Consider the following 18602-nt stretch of genomic DNA (forward strand, 5'->3'; position numbering starts at 1 on the left):
GGTCAGTACTGCGTGTACTTGACCCACTCGTAGGTCGCCGTCCGCTGGCCGGTGTAGTTGAACGGCCCGAGCCAGCCGTCGACGCCGGTCCCCGGCCAGAGGTTCATCATGATGCGCTGCGGACGCGTGGGGAGCGGGCCGCGCGAGCCGTTCTCCTGGTGGACGAGGCGGCCGTCGACGAACCAGTTGATCGTGCCGCCGTTCCACCACTCGATGGCGTAGTCGTGGTACCCGGCCGCGGCGTCGAAGCCGAGGTCGATGACTGACTCGTGGCCGCCGACGCCGTTCGTGAAGTAGTTCGTCTGCATCTGCCGGGTGTTCTTGCCGAGGATCTCGACGTCGATCTCGTCCCACGGCTGGCCGTCGCCCGGCCCGGTGTAGGTGAAGAACGAGGTGACGATGCCCGAGCCGGACGCTGCCTTCATGCGGACCTCGAAGCGCCCGTAGGAGTACAGCTCGTTGCTGCGGTACTCGCCGGAGGCGTACGGCCTGCCCGAACAGCCGCCCGGGCAAGAGACGTTGTCCAGGTTCAGGCCCAGGACGCCGCCGCTGTGCCAGACGTGGTCGGCGCGCCAGCCCGCGTTGAACATGCCGCCGTTGGTCCACCCGTCGGCCTTGTGCCAGCGCCCGGTGTTGTAGGAGTCGAGGTTGTCGGTGAAGCTGCCGCCGACGGCGGCGGCCGGGGGCGTCAGGCCCGGCGTCGCCGAGAGGCCGAGCAGCAGGCCGAGGGCCAGGGCCGGGGCCAGGCCGAGGAGCCGGCGTCGGCGTCGGGCGGTGGAACCGTGCTGCGTCGTCGTTGATCGCATGCGTGCCTCCGTTTTTTCTTGGTTTCTTGGCTGGTTGGTGGGTGCGGTCAGTGCTGAGCGCCGAGCGGCGGCTGGGCGAGCTCGATGAGCTCCCGTGCCTGCTCGGGGAACCACTGGCCGGCGGGCGGGTCGACCATGCCGCGCTCGGGGTCCTCCGGTCCGCCGAGGCCGCGGAAGCACTCGCCGTCGGACTCGCCGGGGATCTTGATCCACAGCAGAGCGTCGACGAGCTCGTTGCCGGTGTCGGTCGTGGGCCGCAGGCCGAGGCCGCGGTCGGGCGGGTTGCACCAGGTCTCGGCGTCGGGATAGACCCCCGCGGGCGCGGCCCAGGCGCCCCGGCCGTTGCGGCTGGTGTCGACGACGAAGTGCGTGGTGGGCTCGACGTCGCCCAGCACCAGCTCGTAGCGTGAGTCGATGCCCGCGGTGTTCAGCGCTGGGTCCTCCGCCGTCGGGCTCCAGACGCCTTGGTTGGACAGCGTGACGCCGGTCCAGTCGTTCGCCGGGCCGCCGCTCCAGTACTGGTTGCCGCAGCCGGCGTAGTCGCCGGGGGAGACCTGCGTGACGTAGGCGATGCACTGGGAGACCCAGGTGCCGTAGGCGACGCTGTTCTCGGTGAACTCGTAGTTGGACACGTTCAGGAAGAACCCGTCCGCGCGCTCGACGCCGGCCTTGACGAGCCGGTCGGCGGACTCGCCGACGTTCAGCCAGGACGCGCCCGTGCCGTCGAGGTACACGACGGTGTTCGGTAGCTCCTGCAGGCGGTCGACGGCGTAGTTGAGCATCTCGAACCGCTCGGCCGCGGCGTCCCTGCCGGTCGTCTCTGGGTCGTACTCGGGCGGCCGGCAGTTCTCGAGCTGCCCGTCCAGCGTGGTGTACCAGGGGATGACGCCGAGCCCGTCCGGCTCGAGGACGACGGCGACCTCCTCGCGGCCGATGCCCGCAGCGAAGCCGTCGATCCACGCCTTGTACTCGGTGACGTCGCGGGCGCCGCCGGCCGAGTAGAGCGCGCAGTCGCGGAACGGGATGTTGTACGCGACCAGCACGGGGACCTTGGTGCCGGTGCGCTGCACCAGCTTGCGGACGTCCTTCTTGACCTCGGCGGGTGTGCCGTCCGTGAACCAGGTGGAGCTGGGGATCTTGCTGAGCAGGAGCGCGTCCCGCTTGGCCTGCCCGCGCAGGGCGTGCGCGGCTTCTTTCGTGGAGCTCTGGGGGTTGTTGTAGAGCTTGGTGCCGGGGCCTAGGACGTCGTTGGCTGCCCAGGCTTGGCTGGCGCCGCCGCTGCTGAGGAGGGCGGTGCCGAGCGCGCACGCGGTGAGCGCGGCAAGGAGCCGGCGGGGTCGTTTCATGAGGGTTCTCCCAAGGTCTCTGCGAACGCGTCATTGCGTGTTCGTCGCGGTGCTGCATGGGACGTGCACAGAACTGGAACATTGTGGAAGCGCTCCCAGTCTGACCATGGTGTTGGGCGGTGGGGGAGCGTGTCAAGGCGTCGAGCCTGCTACTCCGCCTTCTCGTCGATCACGTGCCGGCGGTAGTGACGGGCGGACTTGGTCCGCGCACCGCACGTCTCCATCGAGTGCCAGCGCCTTCTGCCGTTGCGCGAGGTGTCGTAGAAGTACAGGACACAGTCCGGATGGGCGCACTGTCGTATCCGGTCCGGATGCGTCGCGACCAGCTCGGTGAAGGCCCGCGCCGTCTGCCAGGCGGCGCCCCACCCCGGGTCCACCTCCGACGTCGTGACGGGTCGCCCACCCGCCACGCTCGTGCGCTCGTACCCGTGGGCCAGGACGTCGTTCATGCGCGCGTCCGCCTCGGGGCCGGGGGAGTCCAGGAGCGATCGGATCGCGGTCCTCGTCGACCTCAGGGCGTCGACGTCCTCCTCCGCCGGGTCGAAACCGTACTCACGCAGCCAGAGCTCCGGCGCGCCGTCGGCGGCCAGGAAGTCGACCGTGCCACCGTGGTCCACCCATTCGGTGTTCACGAGGTCGAGAGAGATCGTCTCTCCGACCAGCAGTCGTTCCAGCACCTCAAGTACCCACTCATCTAGTAGTCGAAGTTCACGACGCTCACGTTCTCGCCGTCGAGCCACCCCAGGAGGGATTTTCTCAGTACTGGCCCGGCGCACACGTGGAAGCGGCGATGCCCCTCGGTTCCGGCGCCCAGGACGTCGTCCCTGCCGATCCGTCGGGTGTGGATGTCGACGCCGAGTTGAGCCAGCCTCTGGAGCTCGCTCCGAGCGCTCGCGTCCGCGGCGCCGGTCACGAACAGCGTGACGTCCAGCTGTGTCTCTCCGGCGCGCTCGATGAGGTCGATGGCGAGCGGCAGGTCGTCGGCTGCCAGGCTCCACAGGACCGACAGGCGCCGTCCGTGGTCGGCTCGCGGACCCACGTGCGCCATCAAGGGCGTGATCCCGATCCCGCCGGCCACCACGACGGGGTCCTCCTCCGGTGCCCGGAGATCCTCTTCCCCCGCGAACTCGAGGACGGGAACCGTCAGCTCCGATCCGGGGACCCACCGCGTCAGGAAGTGCGTGACCGGCCCGTGCCGTCGCACCGTGATGTCGAATTCGGCGCCGTCCAAGGAGCCCGGTCGGTCCACGTCGACGTGCTCCGGTGGTTGCAGCGGCGCACTCGAGATCGTGAAGGACCTGATGTAGTCGTCGTTGAGCGAGGTGGGATCGTGATCGCGCATGTGCGACCACCCCCGATCGAGATGGGTCGAGAAGTCGAGGGTGACGTGCTGCCCCGGCTGCCACGGCGTCAGGCGCGAGAAGCGCTCCTTGGCCTGCGGTGACAGGCCGTCCGGGGACAGGCGGAAGGTGTGCCGGGACACCGTGGGTGTGATCCGGGACGAGCGGACCAACGTGGCGGTCGCGATGCCCGCGGACCGGCCGTCGGTGCCCAGGACGGCATCGGGGAGCGCGTCCGTTCCGTGGGTCTCTCTCGTCAGCCGATGGACCGGAGGGTTGTATGGCGAGGGAGCCAGCGGGCGTCCGCGGAACGGCAGCCCGTCGCTCACGAAACGAGCCGCCTCCACGGTGATCTTCACCGCCACCCTGCTGTGTGGCAGCACCGTCGTCGCCGCACCGCCGACGAGGATGTCCGCGCGCCCGGTGAGGTAGAGGATGTTCCCCGTCTCGAAGTCGGGAAACGTGATTCCGACGGCGGGATCAGACTGCAGGTTTCCCAGCGTCTGGAGGAGCCGGTTCCCCGAGTACTCCGGGTACACCAGGCTCACCCCCTCGTCGACGGAGTTGCTGAACACCCGCACGAACCCCTGCGCACCGCCTCGGTTGTTCGTGTCCATGCTCTCCGTGCCGTGCCGGCTGGAGAGGAAAAAGATGTCCGACCTTCCGATCAGCTCCACGGCCTCGTCGGTGAGCGGCAACGAGTCGCTGACCAGGCGAGGCGACGCCTCGTGGGGCCAGACAACCTTGCTGTTCAGGTATTTCGGGCAGTTGCCGAGAGTCTCGTCGACGGCCAGCGCCATCTGCACGTCCACGCGCGTCCGACTCTCCGAGTCGGGCGCGGGCGTCTTCGCGGCGTCGGGCAGGACGACCCCACGGAGCATGCGTCCCGCGAGCTTGACTCGCGTCCGCTCCTCGAGGTTCATCGCCAGGGCGGCGAACATCCTCTCTCCGCCGTGGCCGGCGGCGCCGTCTTCGTTGGTGTCCGACAGCAGCGCCTCCAGGACGGGGTCGAACCCCGTCCAGCCGGCACCGTCCGCGTCGCCTCGGGGCTCGAGGTGCGCGGGCGAGCTCAGCCCCATGACGCCCTCGGCAACAGGCCGGATCACACCTGACCTCCCGCCGAGCACGGTCGTCCAGATCCGGTCGTTCCGATCGACGGTGCCCAGTGCGAGGAGCGGGCTGCGTGCCATCCAGAGCGCGTAGGCGCTGGGCAGGCCCGGGATCGTCGGGTTGTCCTGAGGGGGCACCCCGAGCAAGCAGTGCATCGCCGCTTCGCCGGGATGCCATTGGCCTTGCAGGTGGTGTGTGTGCATGACCTGTCCTCTGGACTCATCCCCGCAGTTCGATGCGCGGCGTTCGATTCTAACCGTTGACACTAGCATTGATGGTTAGAAGAGATGTCGGGGTGCCGGGGTGAACGGGGCGACGGGTGGCACGGTCGCCGCGTGGAGGCCTGGCCGGCAGCCGGTCTCGGGATCTCGCTGACGTGGTTGGCCGCCCTTCGCGGGCGTTCCGTGGTGTAGTGCCACGGGGGCAGGTCCACCCGTACACATCCCACACATGGGCAGCGGCCGGCAGCGCTCCGGTCGACGACCCGCGACCACGTCTTTCCTGCGTTGCATGACGATTCCCGTCCCTGACGACGCCGAGCCGTGGTGGATCCTCCTCACCGGGGCCCGGATGCGGTGCCCGGTGCCTTGTGCGCTACCAGCACTCTGTGCTCGAACCGAGGACCGGCAGGCCTGCGCTACCGTTCCCGCCGTGACCAACGATCCAGGGCTCTCGCTGACCGCCAAGACCGAGCTGCTCGCCGCGGCGCTCCGCGAAGCCCGAGCGGGGGACTGGAGGGTCACCGAGCCGGGCTTCGTCCGCGGTCCGGGGTCGACGGCCGTGGCGATCCAGCCCGACGATTCCGGGACGCCGTCGCACCTGCACCTGGCGTTCATCCTGAACGTCGACCGACCCGAGGAGACCGCAATCGTGGACTGCGTGACGGGAGTCTCCAAGGACCCGTCCGATGCGGTACGGCACGCGATCTTCCAGTGGTTGCACACGACCGGGGCGGCTGTGTTCGAGCTGTTCGAGCAGCGGGGTGAGATCGCCGGCCACTTCCCCCACGACGACCCGTTCGGCGTCCCGGGCTGGCACACCATCGGTGGGAAGGCCTTGGGGTGGGGCTACGGAGCGACAGACCTCGCTGTGCGCGACTGGATGGTGGCCAACCCGCCGTGGGTTCCGATCACTGAGCACCTCAAGCGCGGCCTGGACCGAGAGCGCTTCAACGGGATCAAGCTGTACATCGCCTCCAGCGAGAACTACACGAGCGCCGAGGTCCGGATCAACGGACGAGTGGACGAACCGGCCAGTCAGGCACTGGCGATGCTGGACTGGCCGCGCACCGTCGAGCTGTCTGTCGGGCGGACCTACCTGCTCCTCCTGCACGACGACGACGTGGCCAGCTGAACAGCGATGAGCTTTGATCTCACGGTGCTCGCGGCAGCGCCGGACGCCTCTGGGGAGGGCGTTCGTGCCCAGGCGCTGCGCTGTCGTCAGCTCGGTCACGTCGAGGGCGATCTCGATCCCCGGATCGTGGCCTTCTACGAGGATCTCCGCGCTGTCTTTCCCGGCTCCGGTCGGGCGTCGGCCTCTGCTGACGCGCCGTGGGCGTCCACACCGATCGACGTCGGGGATCGACCATGTGTCGATGTGTCTTCGCCATGGTCGGGCCGGTGACGTGTTCGGTTTGATTCTCAAGCTGGCCGCGTTCCACGAACTGGTGGTCTACGACCCGCAAGGCGACGAGATCACGCGTCCGCCTGAGGCAACGCATTAGCCTTGAAGGGCTGTCCTGATGCGGCCCCCTATCGCGCCAGTTTCGAGAAGTGCTGCCAAAGCCGTGCCCATGGCGGGCATGCCTCGGAAATGTTGGAGGAGATCGTGACCATTCCGCAGGTCTTCGCGTTGTGTTGGGGTGTTCTTGCTGTCGCGATGGGTTCTGGCTTCGCAGTGTTCGCGAAGCAGCACGCCACATTGCAGGTACGGATTCAGCGATTCTTGAAGACGCCAGCGCCGTCGAGCCATCGAACGATCACCATTTTCACGCGAGTGTTCGGTATCGGCTTTGTTCTCATTGGTGTCGTGGTGTTCATCGCGGCGCTTACCGGTCGTCTTGATTGAACGGACCTTATTAGCGCTGACCAGCTCAAGCCGGATCGGCGGTTGTTCAGGCGGGGCAGGTAAGCCCTTCGCACCTCAGTGAGTAGGGGTGTGGTCGACGCTGCCTTCGAGACCGGCGGTACGTTCGCTGGTCGGGGTTGGAGCACGAGAACGTGGCCCCCGGCGCGGACTTGTTCCTCGTCGTCGGTGGTGGAGCGGGGACCGCTGCGGAGGTGACGCTCGCACGGCAGGCTGGGAAGACGATCGTGCCGTTCCCCCGCACCGGCGGTACCGCGAGCCGCTGCCACGGGCAGATGCGAGCGGATCCACGTCATCATGGTCGCCTTGCGGGTCCGCTCTCGACGAGATCGGGGCCTGTGAGAATGCGGCGAAATACGGAATGCTCGTTGAGCGCATCGTCTCGATGAAGGTGGAGGCCCAAAATTGACCAGCCGACCGTATGTCGTGCTTTCTGTGGCGGCGAGTCTGGACGGGTATATCGACGACGCGACGCCTGAGCGGTTGCTGTTGTCCAACGACGAGGACTTCGACCGGGTCGACAGCGTGCGGGCCGGTGTCGACGCGATCCTCGTGGGAGCCAGCACGATCCGCGCTGACAACCCTCGACTGATGGTCCGGTCAGAGGAGCGCCGGGCCAAGCGGCTTGCCGACGGGCAGCCGGAGTCACCTGTGAAGGTGACGATCACGGCCAGTGGAGTGATCGACCCTGAGGCGAAGTTCTTCACGACCGGTGACATCGACAAGATCGCGTACACGACGACCGCCGCCGTTCCGGCCTTGTCAGCTCGCATCGGGCACGCCGCCACGGTCTTAGGACTCGGTGACCGTGTCGATCCGGCGGACGTGCTGGCCGATCTGGCGGCACGAGGCGTGGAGCGCCTGATGGTCGAGGGTGGCGGGACGATGCACACGATGTTCCTGTCCGCAGGCCTCGTGGACGAGCTGCACGTTGTATTCGCGCCGTTCTTCGTCGGCGATGCGAGCGCACCGCGCTTCGTCAATCCAAGCGGGTTTCCGCAGGACAGCAAGCACCGGATGACCCTTGTCGAAACGCAGGCCATCGGCGACTGCGTGCTGCTGCGCTATCGTCCGCAGCGATGAGCGACTTCCGTGGGGCCACAGACACTGCTCTCCTCAAGCAGGCTATTGGCCTGGCGTGGCGATGCCCCCCGTCCGAGACGGCGTTCTCGGTCGGAGCGATGATCGTGGCCGACGACGGGACGGTGCTGGGCACGGGATGGTCGCGCCGTGGCGATCTTCGCGAGCACGCCGAAGAAGCGGCGCTGGCCGATGTCGCCGAGGTGGATCGCGGACTGCTTGCCACTGCCACGATCTACACGTCCCTCGAACCGTGCAGCACGCGTGCCTCACGTCCCGTCACCTGCACACAGCACATCTTGCAGGCCGGAATCCCGCGTGTCGTTTTCGCATGGCGTGAGCCCGACCTGTTCGTCGACTGCGTCGGCGCCGAGACGCTGCGTGCTGCCGGCTGTGAGGTCCTGGAGCTGGCCGAGCTGGCCCCTGCTGCGCGTGAACCCAATGCGCACCTGCTCCCCACGAGCACGGAGTCCATGCCCGACAGCGATGAACCACACAACGAGTGATCCTGTCGACGATGTGACGCGACTGGTGGCGCGGAAAGGTTCCCGATGTGATGGAAGCGAATCCTCTTGAGTTGGTGCGCCTCGTGCGCTCGCTCGCAGTGCTGGCGCTTCCTGCGGAAGAGCAGTTTCGTTGGCTTGCTTCGCTTGGGCTTGGCGAGCCAGCACTGACCGACGAGCTCGCGCTCGAACTGGAGAACGCGGTTCTCGCTGCCCCGGAGCTCGTTGCCGCAGGATGGCTCCGATCCGAGGCACTGCAGATTGCCCGCAACCTGGATGCGAAACTGGAATCGAGGAGCGGGCCCGCTGCTGGTTCCTTTTGGTCAATCGAAGCACTTCGAAACGATCCCGAGTGGGCAGATATTCGGGTTCAAGCTGTTGAGGCGCTGATGGCTCTATGACGGACCGGGCAGAAGATTGGACATGTGGGACCTTCGGCGTTCGTGCTGGTATTTGTGCCGAGCGAGTTCAACCCGATCAAGGTCCTTTCTTGCCCCAGCCGAGGGACTTGTGTAGCTAGCGGCCGCTGATGCTGGCGCGGCGTGCTGTGGGAGGGGCACACTGGGCGGCAGGCGGGGACCTGGATCGGGCAGGAGCCGATCATTGACACGGCACGCTTGTGAGACTGGGGGTGGAGCGGCGGTGGCAACCCCCAATGAGCGTCTCCGGCGGCTCCGCACCGAGAAAGTTTCCCACGCGGACCCTGCACGGCCCATGAGTCGCGCTGAACTCGCCGAGCTGGTGAACCTGTACCTCTGGCGCACGACCGGTCGTCGTGCGGCCCTCGAAGCTGACGCGATAGCTCGGTACGAGCGAGGGGTGGTCGGTTGGCCGAGCAAGACCTATCGCGCTGCGTTCCGTGCAGTGCTTGATGTGGCGACCGACGCCGAACTGGGTTTCTACCCGAGCCCGCGCGGACCAAAGGCGCAATCCGACGCTGTCGATGACGACCTCATGGGCTGGCTCCAGCGTGCGTCGTCAGTCAACGAGACGACGATTGCGACATTGGCTGTGCGGACCGAGGAGATTCGCCTGGGTGATCGTGGGCAGGCCAGCGTCACGACGAGCAATGCACTCAAGGAGCATCTGGAAGTCCTGTGGTCCTTGCGGGCCTACAGCCTGGAACCGACTATGCGCGAGGCACTGGCGAGCGTCTACAGCGATACCGCGTCCTTGGCGGGCTGGGTGCACCTGGACAGCGGGAACATCAAGGAAGCGTGGCGTCTGCACGAGGCCGCCAAGGACGCTGGTCGTGAGAGCTCGGCCAGAGCTGATCTTGCTCACGCCACCGCGCAGCAGGCGTACGTCCTTGTTGACACGGATCAACCGCACTACGCGCTGCGTATTGCAGAACACGCGATCACCGTCGGCGCGACGGGGTTGTCCGGTCCAGTGCGGTCCTGGCTCCACGGAGTGGCGGGCGAAGTCGCTGCCATCGTCGGAGAGACGGCGGCAAGCATGGAGCATTTTGACCGGGCCGTCGCGCTCTTGTCCGGCGATACCCGCGACCCTGATGCTCCCTACATCATGCTCGACGAATACAGCCTCGCCCGCTGGCGCGGAGCAGCCCTCGCCCGTCTCGGGGACGAGGAAGCAATCGCCGACCTGCATTACGCGCTGAGCGGCATGGACCCCAACCACTTACGCGCTGGGGCCCAGCTCAATGTGGACCTCGCCCATTCCCTTGTCGCGGCTGGTCACAAGTCGGACGCAGTCCAGACGCTCGACACTGCTCGCGGGCTTGCTGAGCGAGCTGGTTCGGTGCGTCAGAACCGCCGCATCAGGAGCCTCCAGTCACGCCTGGGCGTCCAGGCCGGCTAGCACAGCAAGGAGGCCGACGAGGGTTCCAGAACCCAGCACTTCTCTGGCCTGAATGAGCCCCACCACTTGAGCCAGGGGGACCCACTCGATGAGGGCTGCTTCCTCTGCGTCCGTTGGCTCGCCGATGTGTTCAGCACCGTGGAAGACGAAAACCTCATGCGGTGTGTCCACCATCCCGGGCATCGGTTGAAACCCTGCGACCGGACGACCCTCGCCTCTGGGCTTCCAACCCGTCTCCTCAACGGTTTCCCGGACGGCGGCAGTCCGCGGCGACTCGCCGCTTCCGACGATCCCGCCTGGAGCGTCCCAGCCAATCTGGTCAGTGGCGAAGCGGTGACGGCGCATCAGCAGGACGTGGTCGCCGGCGTCATCCAGAACGATCGCGGTGGAGACCGTCTGGAGCCGGACCACGTGGTGCCAGAACCGGCGGCCGTCCGGTGGTTCGATCTCCACCTGAACCAGCCGAACCCACGGGTTGTCGTAGAGCACTCGCTCACCGAACACCTGCGTCAGCGGCACACCGGTCTCGTCTTCGGTCACATGGTCACTCTGACACGGCAACCGTCCCAGCCAGAATGCCGTCCAGAATGCCCACCCCACTGAGGTGGTCTCAGAGCCAAGGTGAGTCCATGAGCACACCCCGTCTCACGGACTCTGCCGAGGCTTACGCGGCGTGGATCGCGCCGCAGGCCAGTCTGGTCGTGCTGCAGCCGACGACCCTGTGCAATCTGGATTGCTCCTATTGCTACCTTCCGTTCCGCAGGAGGCGTATGGAGATGTCTGTCGAGACCGCGCAGGCTGTGGCTGCGTCGCTCGCCGAGCAGCAGCTTGGTCACGTCACCGAGGTCTGTTGGCATGGCGGCGAACCTCTGGCGATCGGGCCAGAGAAACTTGCGGCTCTGATGGCGCCGTTCGAGGAACTGCGTCGTGCCGGGCGGGTACGACACAGTCTCCAGACGAACGCAACGCTGATCGACCATGCCTGGTGCGATCTGTTCCTGAAGCATGACGTTGCTATCGGCGTGAGCATCGACGGGCCTGCGGACCTGAATGCGGAGCGCGTCGACTGGGCAGGTAGGCCCGCGTTCGATCGCATCGTCACCGGTATCGGGAGGCTGGTCGAGCGGAAGATCAGGTACTCCTTGATCGCGGTGGTCGGTGCAGGGATCGACCGCGCCGTCGACCTCCTGGACTTCCTGGCTGGGTTGGGCCCGACATCGATCGGGCTCAACATCGAAGAACTTGAGGGCGTGAACACTTCGCGGTCCCAGCCCGTCCCCGCGCGGGCCAGAGCATTCTGGGAGGCGGTGTTTGCATGGTCGGCTGATCATCGGGACGTCGAGATCAGAGAGCTGGACCGGCTGGCTTACTACTTGCGCACCATTCGTGACGGGGGACGTGCGTCGTGGGAGGCACACCGGTACGACCCGCTCCCAACCGTTGCCGCCAATGGTGACGTCGTTCTGCTGTCTCCGGAGCTGGCGGGAATCCGCGACGAGCGCTACAGCGACTTCCTCGCGGGCAACATTCTCGACGAGCCCTTGAACGAGATCCTGGCAGGCGCATGGCGGCTGCCCTATGTGTCGGAGTTCCTGGACGGTTTGACGGCCTGCCGCGAGACCTGCAGTTTCTTCGATTTCTGCCGAGGCGCACAAGCCGGGAACCGGTACTTCGAGAACGGCCGCTTTGACACGACGGAGACGAACTACTGCCGGACATCCAAACAGGAGCTCGTGCAGGCCCTGGCCGGCATCGCCCAGCTGCCCGCTGCGTCAACCAGCACTCGATCTACGGAGGACGAGAAATGAGCCGTGCGACCGAACGAACGAAGAGCCTGCTCGCCAAACTCGTCGAGTCCAACCACGAGGTGGTCACCGCACTGACGGGCGCCAGACGCCACGAGGCGGAGTGGGACAACCGACCGTCCTGGGATAACTGGAAGAAGACGCCGGGCCCTTGGGACAACCGGCCGAGCTGGGATAACTGGAAGAAGAGGTAGCCCGTGCCCAGCACCCAGATCTGCCCGCGAGCCTACTGTGGGGGACCATGGAGACTCTGACGATCCGCGACACCACCGCAGACCTACCCGTCCTGGACCAGGAAGATCTCACGGACGTCTCAATGCTCCAGCCCGAGAACGGGCGCCTCTCGCTCTTCAACTACAGCGGCAAGGATCTGCGGACTCTTGAACTCAGCGGGGCTCAGTTCTACGACGGTCGCATCAGTGAAGTAACGGCGGAACGGATGGACGTTGACCAGGTTCGCCTGTCATCCGTCGAGTTCGTCGGGTGCGACCTGGCCACGCTGACGCTGAGCCACAGCCGGCTTTCTCGAGTCCGGTTCACCAACTGCCGCCTGCTCGGCGCGCGCTTCGACGATCTGGTCCTGGAGGACGTCGTGTTCCAGGACTGCAAGATCGACTACGCGACACTGAGCGGTGTCACAGCCAAGGGACCGGTTGTGTTTGTCGGCTGCTCGCTGATCGAGACCGAGCTGGATGGGTGTGACCTGTCCGGCGTCGCATTCGAGGACTGTGTTTTGCGTGCCACGTCGTTCCAGGCGGGCACGTACCGGGGTGCGGATCTTCGGGGCAACAACTTGTCTGTCATCAGCGGGGCGGTCAACCTCAAGCGGGTCGTGATCGACCGGTATCAGCTCGCGGATCTCTCGCTCGTCCTGGCCGATGAACTCGGGATCACAATCGCTGACTGACATACCGACGCAGAGCGGCCGCGTCCTCCCGTTGTGAGACTCCTGCGGAGTCAATAAGGGCCACTCGGCGCCGCTTCCAGCCCTCCAGAATGCACGAAGCCCAGGTCAGAAACACTCTCTGACCTGGGCTTCCGCACTCTGAGCGGGCGACGGGAATCGAACCCGCGTAATTAGTTTGGAAGACTAAGGCTCTACCATTGAGCTACGCCCGCAAGCCCGCGCTCGAAGCACGGTGCGGGCGTTACCTTAGCAAACCTCGCGCCCTGTCAGCGGCTCCGTCCGCGCGGCGTGCCGCCGTCGGACAGCGAGCGACAGCCACGAAGCCGGCCCACCGCAGGGAAGCCGAGGAAGCCACGCGCCTCAAGAAGGCCGCGTCCCCTCCGGCGCCTCCTGCCCGACGTCGGTCCACACCTCCGTCATCTCCACGATGACCCCGTCGCGCACCGTGATGAACGTCGCCACCTCGAAGTGCTGCACCACGCCGTCGGCCAGGCCGGTCACGTGCGCACGCCCGGCAGCGCGGTCGCCGTCGGCCACGCAGTCCTCGAGCCGGAAGTTCTGGAAGCCCGGGTACTCCGCATTGAGCCGCACCCACGCATCGGCACCGTACGCCTCGCCGGTGTGCACGTAGTGACAGGTGAAGCCCGGGCCGAGCAGGCTCGGCAGGTCGTCCCACCGGTGCCTGTCGATCACGTCCGCGAGCCGCTCCATCACCTCTCGTGCTGACATCCACGCAGGATGTCACACGTCACCGACCTCAGTCCCCACCGCCCGGAACGCCTCCAGCACCGTCCGCACCGCCAGCCGCTCCGCATGATCCGCCCGCAGGATCGCCACGATCCACCGCGCCGCGTCCATCCCGTGCACCGGCCGCAGCACCAGCCCAGCCCCGGGCGCCGTCGAGTACCGAGGCAGCACCCCCACCCGGTCGCTCGCCGCGACCAGCGCCTCGATCAGCCGGTTGTCCCGCAGCCGCTGCGCCACACGGACGGGCCGGCCCGCCGCCGTCTCGACGGCGATGCGCAGCCCGTCGAACGGGTACCCGAGCGGCACGCCGTACCACTCGTACTCCACCAAGTCCTGCGCCGTCACCCGCGACTTCGCGGCAAGCGGGTGGCCCGCACGCAGCGCGATGTCCAGAGGCTCGCGCAGCAGCGCCGCCGTCACCAGATGCTCGGCACCCGCCGGCACGGGGCCGGTGAAGCTGTGCCCGATGACGATGTCGTGGTCCGCGACCATCCCCGAGTACTCCGACTCCGCGATGTCCATGTCGCTGCACTCGAGCGAGACGTCCGTCGAAGCAAGCCGGTCCAGCACACCCGGGAGCAGCACCGTCGCCGCGCTCGGCAGCGTCGCCACCCGCACCGTGCCCGACGGCGAGCCCACGAACTCGTCCCACCGCGCCTGCACCTGGGCGACGGTCCGGGAGAGCTCACGACCGCCGTCGGCCAGGAGGCGGCCCGCCTCTGTGAGGCGCAGGCCGCGACCGTGCGGCTCGACGAGCGGGACGCCGCGCAGCTCGCGCTGGGCTGTGCGCAGCTGCTGCGACACCGCGGACGGCGTCCGGTGGGTCGCCCTGGCCACGGCCGTGACGGTCCCGCGGTCGGCGAGCTCGCGCAGCAGGTCGAGGTGACGCGGGTCGACGCGGGAGAGGTCATTCATGTAGCCAGCCTACAAGGACGCGTAGAACATTTCGCTTGTCCTTCAGAGCCGCGGGCGCGAGGCTCGGGGCATGCCGATCTCCCACCGCCTGCTCGCCGTGTCCGTCGCGGTCATGTGGGGACTCAACTTCATCGCGATCCACGCGTCCCTGGAGCAGTTCCCGCCGTTCCTGCTCGCGGCGCTGCGGTTCGCGGTCATCGCCATCCCCACCATCCTGCTGGTGCCGCGCCCGAAGGTGCCGCTGCGGTGGCTGCTGGGCTACGGCATCGGGTTCGGCACCCTGCAGTTCCTGTTCCTCTACTGGGGCATGGCGGTCGGCATGCCGACGGGGCTCGCGTCGCTGGTGCTGCAGTCGTCGGCGCCGTTCACGGTGCTGCTCGGCGCTGTCGTGTTCCGCGACCGCGTGTCCGCCCGGCAGGTCGTGGGGCTCTCGGTCGCGACCCTCGGGCTCGCCGTCGTCGGCTGGTCCCAGGCGCAGGCCGCGGCGTTCGCGCCGTTCCTGCTGGTGCTGGCCGGCGGCTTCGGCTGGGCGATCGGCAACGTGTCCAGCGCGCGGGCCAAGGCGCCCAACCCGCTGCACCTGACTCTGTGGATGTCCGTGGTGCCGCCCGTGCCCATGCTGGCGTTGTCGCTGGTCATCGAGGGTCCCGACGCCATCGCGCAGTCCTTCGTCCCCGGACCAGCACTGGTCCCCGCGCTCCTGGGGCTCGCCTACACCGTGCTGATCGGCACGCTGGCCGGCTCCGGCATCTGGACGTGGCTCATGGCGCGGCACCCCGCCGGCGTCGTCGCGCCGTTCTCGATGCTGGTGCCCGTGGTGGGGCTGAGCGCGTCCGCGGTGCTGCTCGGCGAGCAGATCGGGATGTGGACGGCGGTGGGCGCGGCGCTCGTGATCGCCGGCGTGCTGTGGGGCGCGCGGCGCAAGAACGCGCGGCGGGCGCGCGGCGCGGTACCCAGGCCCGCTGAGCACCGCGCCGCCGTCCTCACCCCTTGACCGACCCCGACGCCAGCCCCGCCACGTAGTACCGCTGCAGCGCCACGTACAGGATCACGCAGGGGATCATCGCGATGACCGACCCCGCCGCCAGCACACCGAAGTTGACCTGCCCGTACGCTCCCTGCTGCAGGTTCACGAGCGACACGGGCAGCGTGTACAGGCTGGAGTCGGTCAGGAACGTCAGCGCCCCGAGGAACTCCGTCCACGACGCGAGGAACGCGTACAAGGCGGCGGTCGCGGTCCCCGGGACCACGAGCGGCCGCAGCACCGACACGAGGATCCGCAGGGTCCCAGCGCCGTCGACGTGCGCCGAGTCCTCCAGCTCCGTCGGCACGGCCGCGAACGTGTTGCGCATGACGAAGATGCCGAACGGCAGGTTCACCGTCGTGTAGAACAGCACCAGGCCCAACAGGCTGTCCGTGAGCCCCATGACGTTCATCTGCAGGTAGAGCGGGGTGAGGATGGCCTGGAACGGGATCATCAGCGTGACGAGCACCAGCCCGAACAGCACCGTCCGGCCCCGGAACGGGAACCGCGCGAAGCCGTACCCGGCGAGTGTCGCCAGCACCGCGGTCAGCACCGCCGTCGACACGGAGACGATCGCCGAGTTGAGGATGCCGCGCCAGACCTCCGGCTGGTCGATCACGGCCTGGAAGTTGACCCAGGACAGGTCGAAGAACCGGCCGTCGGGAGCGGCCACGATCACGTCGCCCGGCTGTCCGGCCCGCACGAACGCGACGACGAGCGGCACCAGGAAGACCAGCGCGGCCAGCGTGCCGCCCACCAGGTAGAGCGTCCGTTTGACCCGGGTGTCCCGCTCGGGCCCGGGCGGGCGCGCGACAGGTGCAGCACCAGAAGGACGCCGCGCAGCACGCGCGCCCACGGGCGCAGCAGAAGTGACGGTAGCCATGTCAGCTCCTCTCCCGCAGCAGCCAGAACTGGGCCGCGGTGACCAGACCGGTGATGACGACCAGCACGAGCGACATGGCGGTCGCCGCGCCGAGCTGGAGCTGGACGAACGCGCGGCGGTAGATGGCCATGACGATCGTCGTGGTCTCGGATCCCGGCCCGCCCTGGGTCAGGATGTAGAACTGCGTGAACGCGAGGAACGAGCCGATGACCGACAGGATCACGGTCATCGCGATGGTCCGGCGCAGCATCGGCACCGTGATCTGCAGCTCCCGCTGCCACCACGAGGCGCCGTCGATCTCCGCCGACTCGTAGACCTCGCGCGGGATGCCCTGCATGCCGGACATGAGCAGCACCATCGTCAGCCCGGACACGCCCCAGACCACCATGACGCACAGCAGCCCGGTCGCGAGCGGCCCGTCGACGAGCCACGCCGTCGTCCCGTCCGTGATCCCGAGCGCCTTGAGCACTACGTTGACCAGGCCGCTGTTCGGCTGCGCCTCCAGCAGCATGAGGAAGCTGAGCGTCGTCAGCCCGATCACGAACGGGACGAAGAAGATGGTGCGCAGCAGCGTGGCGCCCCGCCGGTTGGACCGCACCAGCACCGCCAGTCCGTACCCGAGCAGCAAGATGGGCAGCGTGACGATCGCCGTGTAGATCAGCGTGTAGCCCAGCGCACTCCAGAACGTCGGGTCGGTGAGCACCAGGGCGTAGTTGTCGAGCCCGGTGAACCGGTACGGCCCGATCAGCGGGAAGTTGGTCAGCGAGATGTAGACCGCCACGACCAGCGGCACGAACACGAACACCACCACCAGCGCGACCGCCGGCGTGACGAGCGCGAGCCCGGTGCGGCTCGGGTGCGTGAGGGTCCCGTACCTGCGCGCGCTCATGCCTGCGCCTGCCGCAGGATGCGGTCGTACGTGGTCTGGGCCTCCTGCATGGCGGCATCGACCTCCCCGTCGAAGACGGCGGAACGGAACATGCGCAGCCACGGTCCGTCCTGCTGGTTGTAGATCAGGTTGTAGGCGAGCGTGGTCGGGGCGTAGCCCCGGTCGAGGGACTCCAGCGGCGGCAGCACGAACGGGTTCTCCCGCGCGAACTCCGGCGTGACGACGTCGGACCGCACGGGGGAGTAGAAGCCCTCCGGCATCCGGGTCTGCTGCTCCACGGCCACGGCGAACTTCATGAACTCCCAGGCCGCCGAGGGGTTCTTCGCGCCGTTGAGCATGCAGAGGTTGTCCCCGCCGTCGAAGAAGGCGCGGCCGCCGTCGGGCCCGGGCAGCAGCACCACCTGGGTGCGGTCCAGCAGCGCCTGGTCGGCGTTGGGCACCACGACGCCGAACCCCGCGGGGAACATGCCGAGCCGGCCGGCGACGTAGTCGGCGGACCAGCGCGACGCGTCGTCGGAGAAGCTGCCTGGCGGCACGAGCTGCTCCGCCCACAGCGTGTGTTCGAGCTCCAGCGTGCGGCGCAGCGCGTCGTTGCCGACGACGTCGCCGCGCTGGTCGCCGACGTCGCCCGTGATGAGGTCGCGGTCGGTCGCCCAGACGTGCGGCTGGACGGTGAAGCCGAGCGCGCCCGAGGAGTTGCCGGGGAACGACCAGCCGTAGAGGTCGTCGTCGAGCGCGGTGATCGCGCGGGCGGCCTCCAGGATGCCGTCGAAGTCGCGGGTGTGCTCCTCCACGGACAGGCCCGCGCGCTCGAACAGCTCGGTGTTGCAGAACAGCACCGAGAAGTCGCCGATGAACGGCAGGCCGTAGTTCCGCCCGTCCTTGGTGCTGAGGGCGAGGTGTCCCGGGCTCAGCGCGTCGCCGATGCCCAGGTCCTCGATGAGCGGCGTCAGATCGGTGAACGCGCCGCGGTAGGCGAACAGGGTCGAGTAGATGTCGTCGATGTCGATGACGTCGGGCACCCGTCCGCCACGGATCGCCGTGGCGAGCTTGGTCACGTACTGCCCGTTCTGGATGGGCGTGACCCGCACGCGGATCCGGTTCTGGGCCTTGTGGAACGCGTCGACGACGGCCTGGGTGCCGTTGACGGTGTCGGACCGGCACCACAGGTTGAGCGTGCCCGTGGCGTTCTCGCCGAAGCCCGCGGCCTCGACGTCCGGCGGCCGCAGCGTGCCGCCGCAGCCGGCCAGCGCGGCGGCGACCGTCGCCGAACCGGCCAGCGTGAGCAGCTGGCGTCTGGTGAGCTCCATCGCTCTCCTTCCTTACGCATCGTTACGCAGG

General features: G+C 67.8%; 20 protein-coding genes and 1 tRNA gene. 10 read left to right on the forward strand and 11 right to left on the reverse strand.

Annotated features, from left to right (window positions below; all coding sequences use genetic code 11):
* Positions 1 to 2: 2 nt before the first annotated feature.
* The 4 genes from ACFWEJ_RS01905 to ACFWEJ_RS01920 form a co-directional block, all read right to left on the reverse strand.
* A complete protein-coding gene (locus ACFWEJ_RS01905) occupies positions 3 to 806 on the reverse strand; it encodes a glycoside hydrolase family 16 protein (protein ID WP_377227508.1) in 804 nt (267 codons plus the stop codon).
* 47 nt (positions 807 to 853) lie between these two features.
* Positions 854 to 2152: a glycoside hydrolase family 6 protein gene (locus ACFWEJ_RS01910; protein ID WP_377227509.1), complete on the reverse strand. Its 1299-nt coding sequence runs from the start codon at positions 2150 to 2152 to the stop codon at positions 854 to 856.
* 149 nt (positions 2153 to 2301) lie between these two features.
* Complete coding sequence (locus ACFWEJ_RS01915; protein ID WP_377227510.1) at positions 2302 to 2928, reverse strand: CGNR zinc finger domain-containing protein; 627 nt, start codon at positions 2926 to 2928, stop codon at positions 2302 to 2304.
* Positions 2847 to 4868: a pyridoxamine 5'-phosphate oxidase family protein gene (locus tag ACFWEJ_RS01920; protein ID WP_377227511.1), complete on the reverse strand. Its 2022-nt coding sequence runs from the start codon at positions 4866 to 4868 to the stop codon at positions 2847 to 2849. Before ACFWEJ_RS01920 ends, ACFWEJ_RS01915 begins: the two co-directional genes overlap by 82 nt.
* Before the next feature lie 244 nt (positions 4869 to 5112).
* Between ACFWEJ_RS01920 and ACFWEJ_RS01925 the strand changes: the two genes are divergently transcribed.
* From ACFWEJ_RS01925 to ACFWEJ_RS01950, 6 genes are all read left to right on the forward strand, one after another.
* Entirely contained in the window at positions 5113 to 5955 is an 843-nt protein-coding gene (locus ACFWEJ_RS01925) for a DUF6348 family protein (RefSeq protein WP_377227512.1), read from the forward strand.
* A gap of 474 nt (positions 5956 to 6429) precedes the next feature.
* Positions 6430 to 6669 carry a hypothetical protein gene (locus tag ACFWEJ_RS01930; RefSeq protein ID WP_377227513.1) on the forward strand — a complete coding sequence of 80 codons (240 nt, stop codon included), beginning with the start codon at positions 6430 to 6432 and terminating at the stop codon, positions 6667 to 6669.
* 444 nt (positions 6670 to 7113) lie between these two features.
* Positions 7114 to 7770 (forward strand): RibD family protein, encoded by a 657-nt coding sequence (locus tag ACFWEJ_RS01935; protein WP_377227514.1) that lies wholly within the window; start codon positions 7114 to 7116, stop codon positions 7768 to 7770.
* Entirely contained in the window at positions 7767 to 8273 is a 507-nt protein-coding gene (locus ACFWEJ_RS01940) for a deaminase (RefSeq protein WP_377227515.1), read from the forward strand. The genes ACFWEJ_RS01935 and ACFWEJ_RS01940 overlap by 4 nt, the downstream gene beginning before the upstream one ends.
* Positions 8274 to 8323: 50 nt before the next feature.
* Positions 8324 to 8671 carry a hypothetical protein gene (locus tag ACFWEJ_RS01945; RefSeq protein ID WP_377227516.1) on the forward strand — a complete coding sequence of 116 codons (348 nt, stop codon included), beginning with the start codon at positions 8324 to 8326 and terminating at the stop codon, positions 8669 to 8671.
* A gap of 313 nt (positions 8672 to 8984) precedes the next feature.
* Complete coding sequence (locus tag ACFWEJ_RS01950; protein ID WP_377227517.1) at positions 8985 to 10091, forward strand: hypothetical protein; 1107 nt, start codon at positions 8985 to 8987, stop codon at positions 10089 to 10091.
* Here ACFWEJ_RS01950 and ACFWEJ_RS01955 read toward each other — a convergent pair.
* Positions 10065 to 10631, reverse strand: a complete 567-nt coding sequence (locus tag ACFWEJ_RS01955; protein ID WP_377227518.1) for an NUDIX hydrolase — start codon at positions 10629 to 10631, stop codon at positions 10065 to 10067. The two genes, ACFWEJ_RS01950 and ACFWEJ_RS01955, sit on opposite strands and share 27 nt — an antisense overlap.
* 89 nt (positions 10632 to 10720) lie before the next feature.
* On the opposite strand from ACFWEJ_RS01955, the gene amcB reads away from it, so the two are divergent.
* The 3 genes from amcB to ACFWEJ_RS01970 are packed head-to-tail and all read left to right on the forward strand — an operon-like array spanning position 10721 to position 12803.
* Entirely contained in the window at positions 10721 to 11899 is a 1179-nt protein-coding gene (gene amcB, locus ACFWEJ_RS01960) for a cyclophane-forming radical SAM peptide maturase AmcB (protein ID WP_377227519.1), read from the forward strand.
* Complete coding sequence (gene amcA, locus ACFWEJ_RS01965) at positions 11896 to 12090, forward strand: multiple cyclophane-containing RiPP AmcA (RefSeq protein WP_377227520.1); 195 nt, start codon at positions 11896 to 11898, stop codon at positions 12088 to 12090. Before amcB ends, amcA begins: the two co-directional genes overlap by 4 nt.
* Positions 12091 to 12137: 47 nt before the next feature.
* Positions 12138 to 12803 carry a pentapeptide repeat-containing protein gene (locus tag ACFWEJ_RS01970; protein ID WP_377227521.1) on the forward strand — a complete coding sequence of 222 codons (666 nt, stop codon included), beginning with the start codon at positions 12138 to 12140 and terminating at the stop codon, positions 12801 to 12803.
* A gap of 141 nt (positions 12804 to 12944) precedes the next feature.
* Here ACFWEJ_RS01970 and ACFWEJ_RS01975 read toward each other — a convergent pair.
* The 3 genes from ACFWEJ_RS01975 to ACFWEJ_RS01985 all read right to left on the reverse strand — a co-directional run bounded on the left by ACFWEJ_RS01975 (position 12945) and on the right by ACFWEJ_RS01985 (position 14465).
* Positions 12945 to 13015, reverse strand: a tRNA-Gly gene (locus ACFWEJ_RS01975).
* 148 nt (positions 13016 to 13163) lie between these two features.
* Positions 13164 to 13532, reverse strand: coding sequence for a nuclear transport factor 2 family protein (locus ACFWEJ_RS01980; RefSeq protein WP_377227522.1), 369 nt, complete (start codon positions 13530 to 13532; stop codon positions 13164 to 13166).
* 12 nt (positions 13533 to 13544) lie between these two features.
* Positions 13545 to 14465 carry a LysR family transcriptional regulator gene (locus tag ACFWEJ_RS01985; protein WP_377227523.1) on the reverse strand — a complete coding sequence of 307 codons (921 nt, stop codon included), beginning with the start codon at positions 14463 to 14465 and terminating at the stop codon, positions 13545 to 13547.
* Between the two features lie 70 nt (positions 14466 to 14535).
* Between ACFWEJ_RS01985 and ACFWEJ_RS01990 the strand changes: the two genes are divergently transcribed.
* A complete protein-coding gene (locus tag ACFWEJ_RS01990) occupies positions 14536 to 15459 on the forward strand; it encodes an EamA family transporter (RefSeq protein WP_377227524.1) in 924 nt (307 codons plus the stop codon).
* On the opposite strand, the gene ACFWEJ_RS01995 is transcribed toward ACFWEJ_RS01990, so the two are convergent.
* Genes ACFWEJ_RS01995 through ACFWEJ_RS02005 form a run of 3 tightly spaced genes read right to left on the reverse strand, consistent with a single transcriptional unit; the run spans position 15449 to position 18571 of the window.
* Complete coding sequence (locus ACFWEJ_RS01995) at positions 15449 to 16372, reverse strand: carbohydrate ABC transporter permease (protein WP_377227525.1); 924 nt, start codon at positions 16370 to 16372, stop codon at positions 15449 to 15451. The two genes, ACFWEJ_RS01990 and ACFWEJ_RS01995, sit on opposite strands and share 11 nt — an antisense overlap.
* A 1-nt stretch (position 16373) precedes the next feature.
* Complete coding sequence (locus ACFWEJ_RS02000; protein ID WP_377227526.1) at positions 16374 to 17261, reverse strand: carbohydrate ABC transporter permease; 888 nt, start codon at positions 17259 to 17261, stop codon at positions 16374 to 16376.
* Complete coding sequence (locus tag ACFWEJ_RS02005) at positions 17258 to 18571, reverse strand: extracellular solute-binding protein (protein ID WP_377227527.1); 1314 nt, start codon at positions 18569 to 18571, stop codon at positions 17258 to 17260. The genes ACFWEJ_RS02000 and ACFWEJ_RS02005 overlap by 4 nt, the downstream gene beginning before the upstream one ends.
* Positions 18572 to 18602 lie beyond the last annotated feature (31 nt).

The sequence above is a fragment of the Promicromonospora sp. NPDC060204 genome (assembly GCF_042728455.1).
Lineage (GTDB): Bacteria > Actinomycetota > Actinomycetes > Actinomycetales > Cellulomonadaceae > Promicromonospora.

Bases quoted from the DNA above. Each gene is read 5' to 3' on its own strand.
- ACFWEJ_RS01995 (WP_377227525.1), bottom strand. From the start codon at position 16,372: ATGGCTACCGTCACTTCTGCTGCGCCCGTGGGCGCGCGTGCTGCGCGG.
- ACFWEJ_RS02005 (WP_377227527.1), bottom strand. From the start codon at position 18,571: ATGGAGCTCACCAGACGCCAGCTGCTCACGCTGGCCGGTTCGGCGACG.
- ACFWEJ_RS01950 (WP_377227517.1), top strand. From the start codon at position 8,985: ATGAGTCGCGCTGAACTCGCCGAGCTGGTGAACCTGTACCTCTGGCGC.
- ACFWEJ_RS01990 (WP_377227524.1), top strand. From the start codon at position 14,536: ATGCCGATCTCCCACCGCCTGCTCGCCGTGTCCGTCGCGGTCATGTGG.
- amcB (WP_377227519.1), top strand. From the start codon at position 10,721: ATGAGCACACCCCGTCTCACGGACTCTGCCGAGGCTTACGCGGCGTGG.
- ACFWEJ_RS01910 (WP_377227509.1), bottom strand. From the start codon at position 2,152: ATGAAACGACCCCGCCGGCTCCTTGCCGCGCTCACCGCGTGCGCGCTC.
- ACFWEJ_RS01905 (WP_377227508.1), bottom strand. From the start codon at position 806: ATGCGATCAACGACGACGCAGCACGGTTCCACCGCCCGACGCCGACGC.
- amcA (WP_377227520.1), top strand. From the start codon at position 11,896: ATGAGCCGTGCGACCGAACGAACGAAGAGCCTGCTCGCCAAACTCGTC.
- ACFWEJ_RS01980 (WP_377227522.1), bottom strand. From the start codon at position 13,532: ATGTCAGCACGAGAGGTGATGGAGCGGCTCGCGGACGTGATCGACAGG.
- ACFWEJ_RS01940 (WP_377227515.1), top strand. From the start codon at position 7,767: ATGAGCGACTTCCGTGGGGCCACAGACACTGCTCTCCTCAAGCAGGCT.
- ACFWEJ_RS01945 (WP_377227516.1), top strand. From the start codon at position 8,324: ATGGAAGCGAATCCTCTTGAGTTGGTGCGCCTCGTGCGCTCGCTCGCA.
- ACFWEJ_RS01925 (WP_377227512.1), top strand. From the start codon at position 5,113: ATGACGATTCCCGTCCCTGACGACGCCGAGCCGTGGTGGATCCTCCTC.
- ACFWEJ_RS02000 (WP_377227526.1), bottom strand. From the start codon at position 17,261: ATGAGCGCGCGCAGGTACGGGACCCTCACGCACCCGAGCCGCACCGGG.
- ACFWEJ_RS01970 (WP_377227521.1), top strand. From the start codon at position 12,138: ATGGAGACTCTGACGATCCGCGACACCACCGCAGACCTACCCGTCCTG.
- ACFWEJ_RS01985 (WP_377227523.1), bottom strand. From the start codon at position 14,465: ATGAATGACCTCTCCCGCGTCGACCCGCGTCACCTCGACCTGCTGCGC.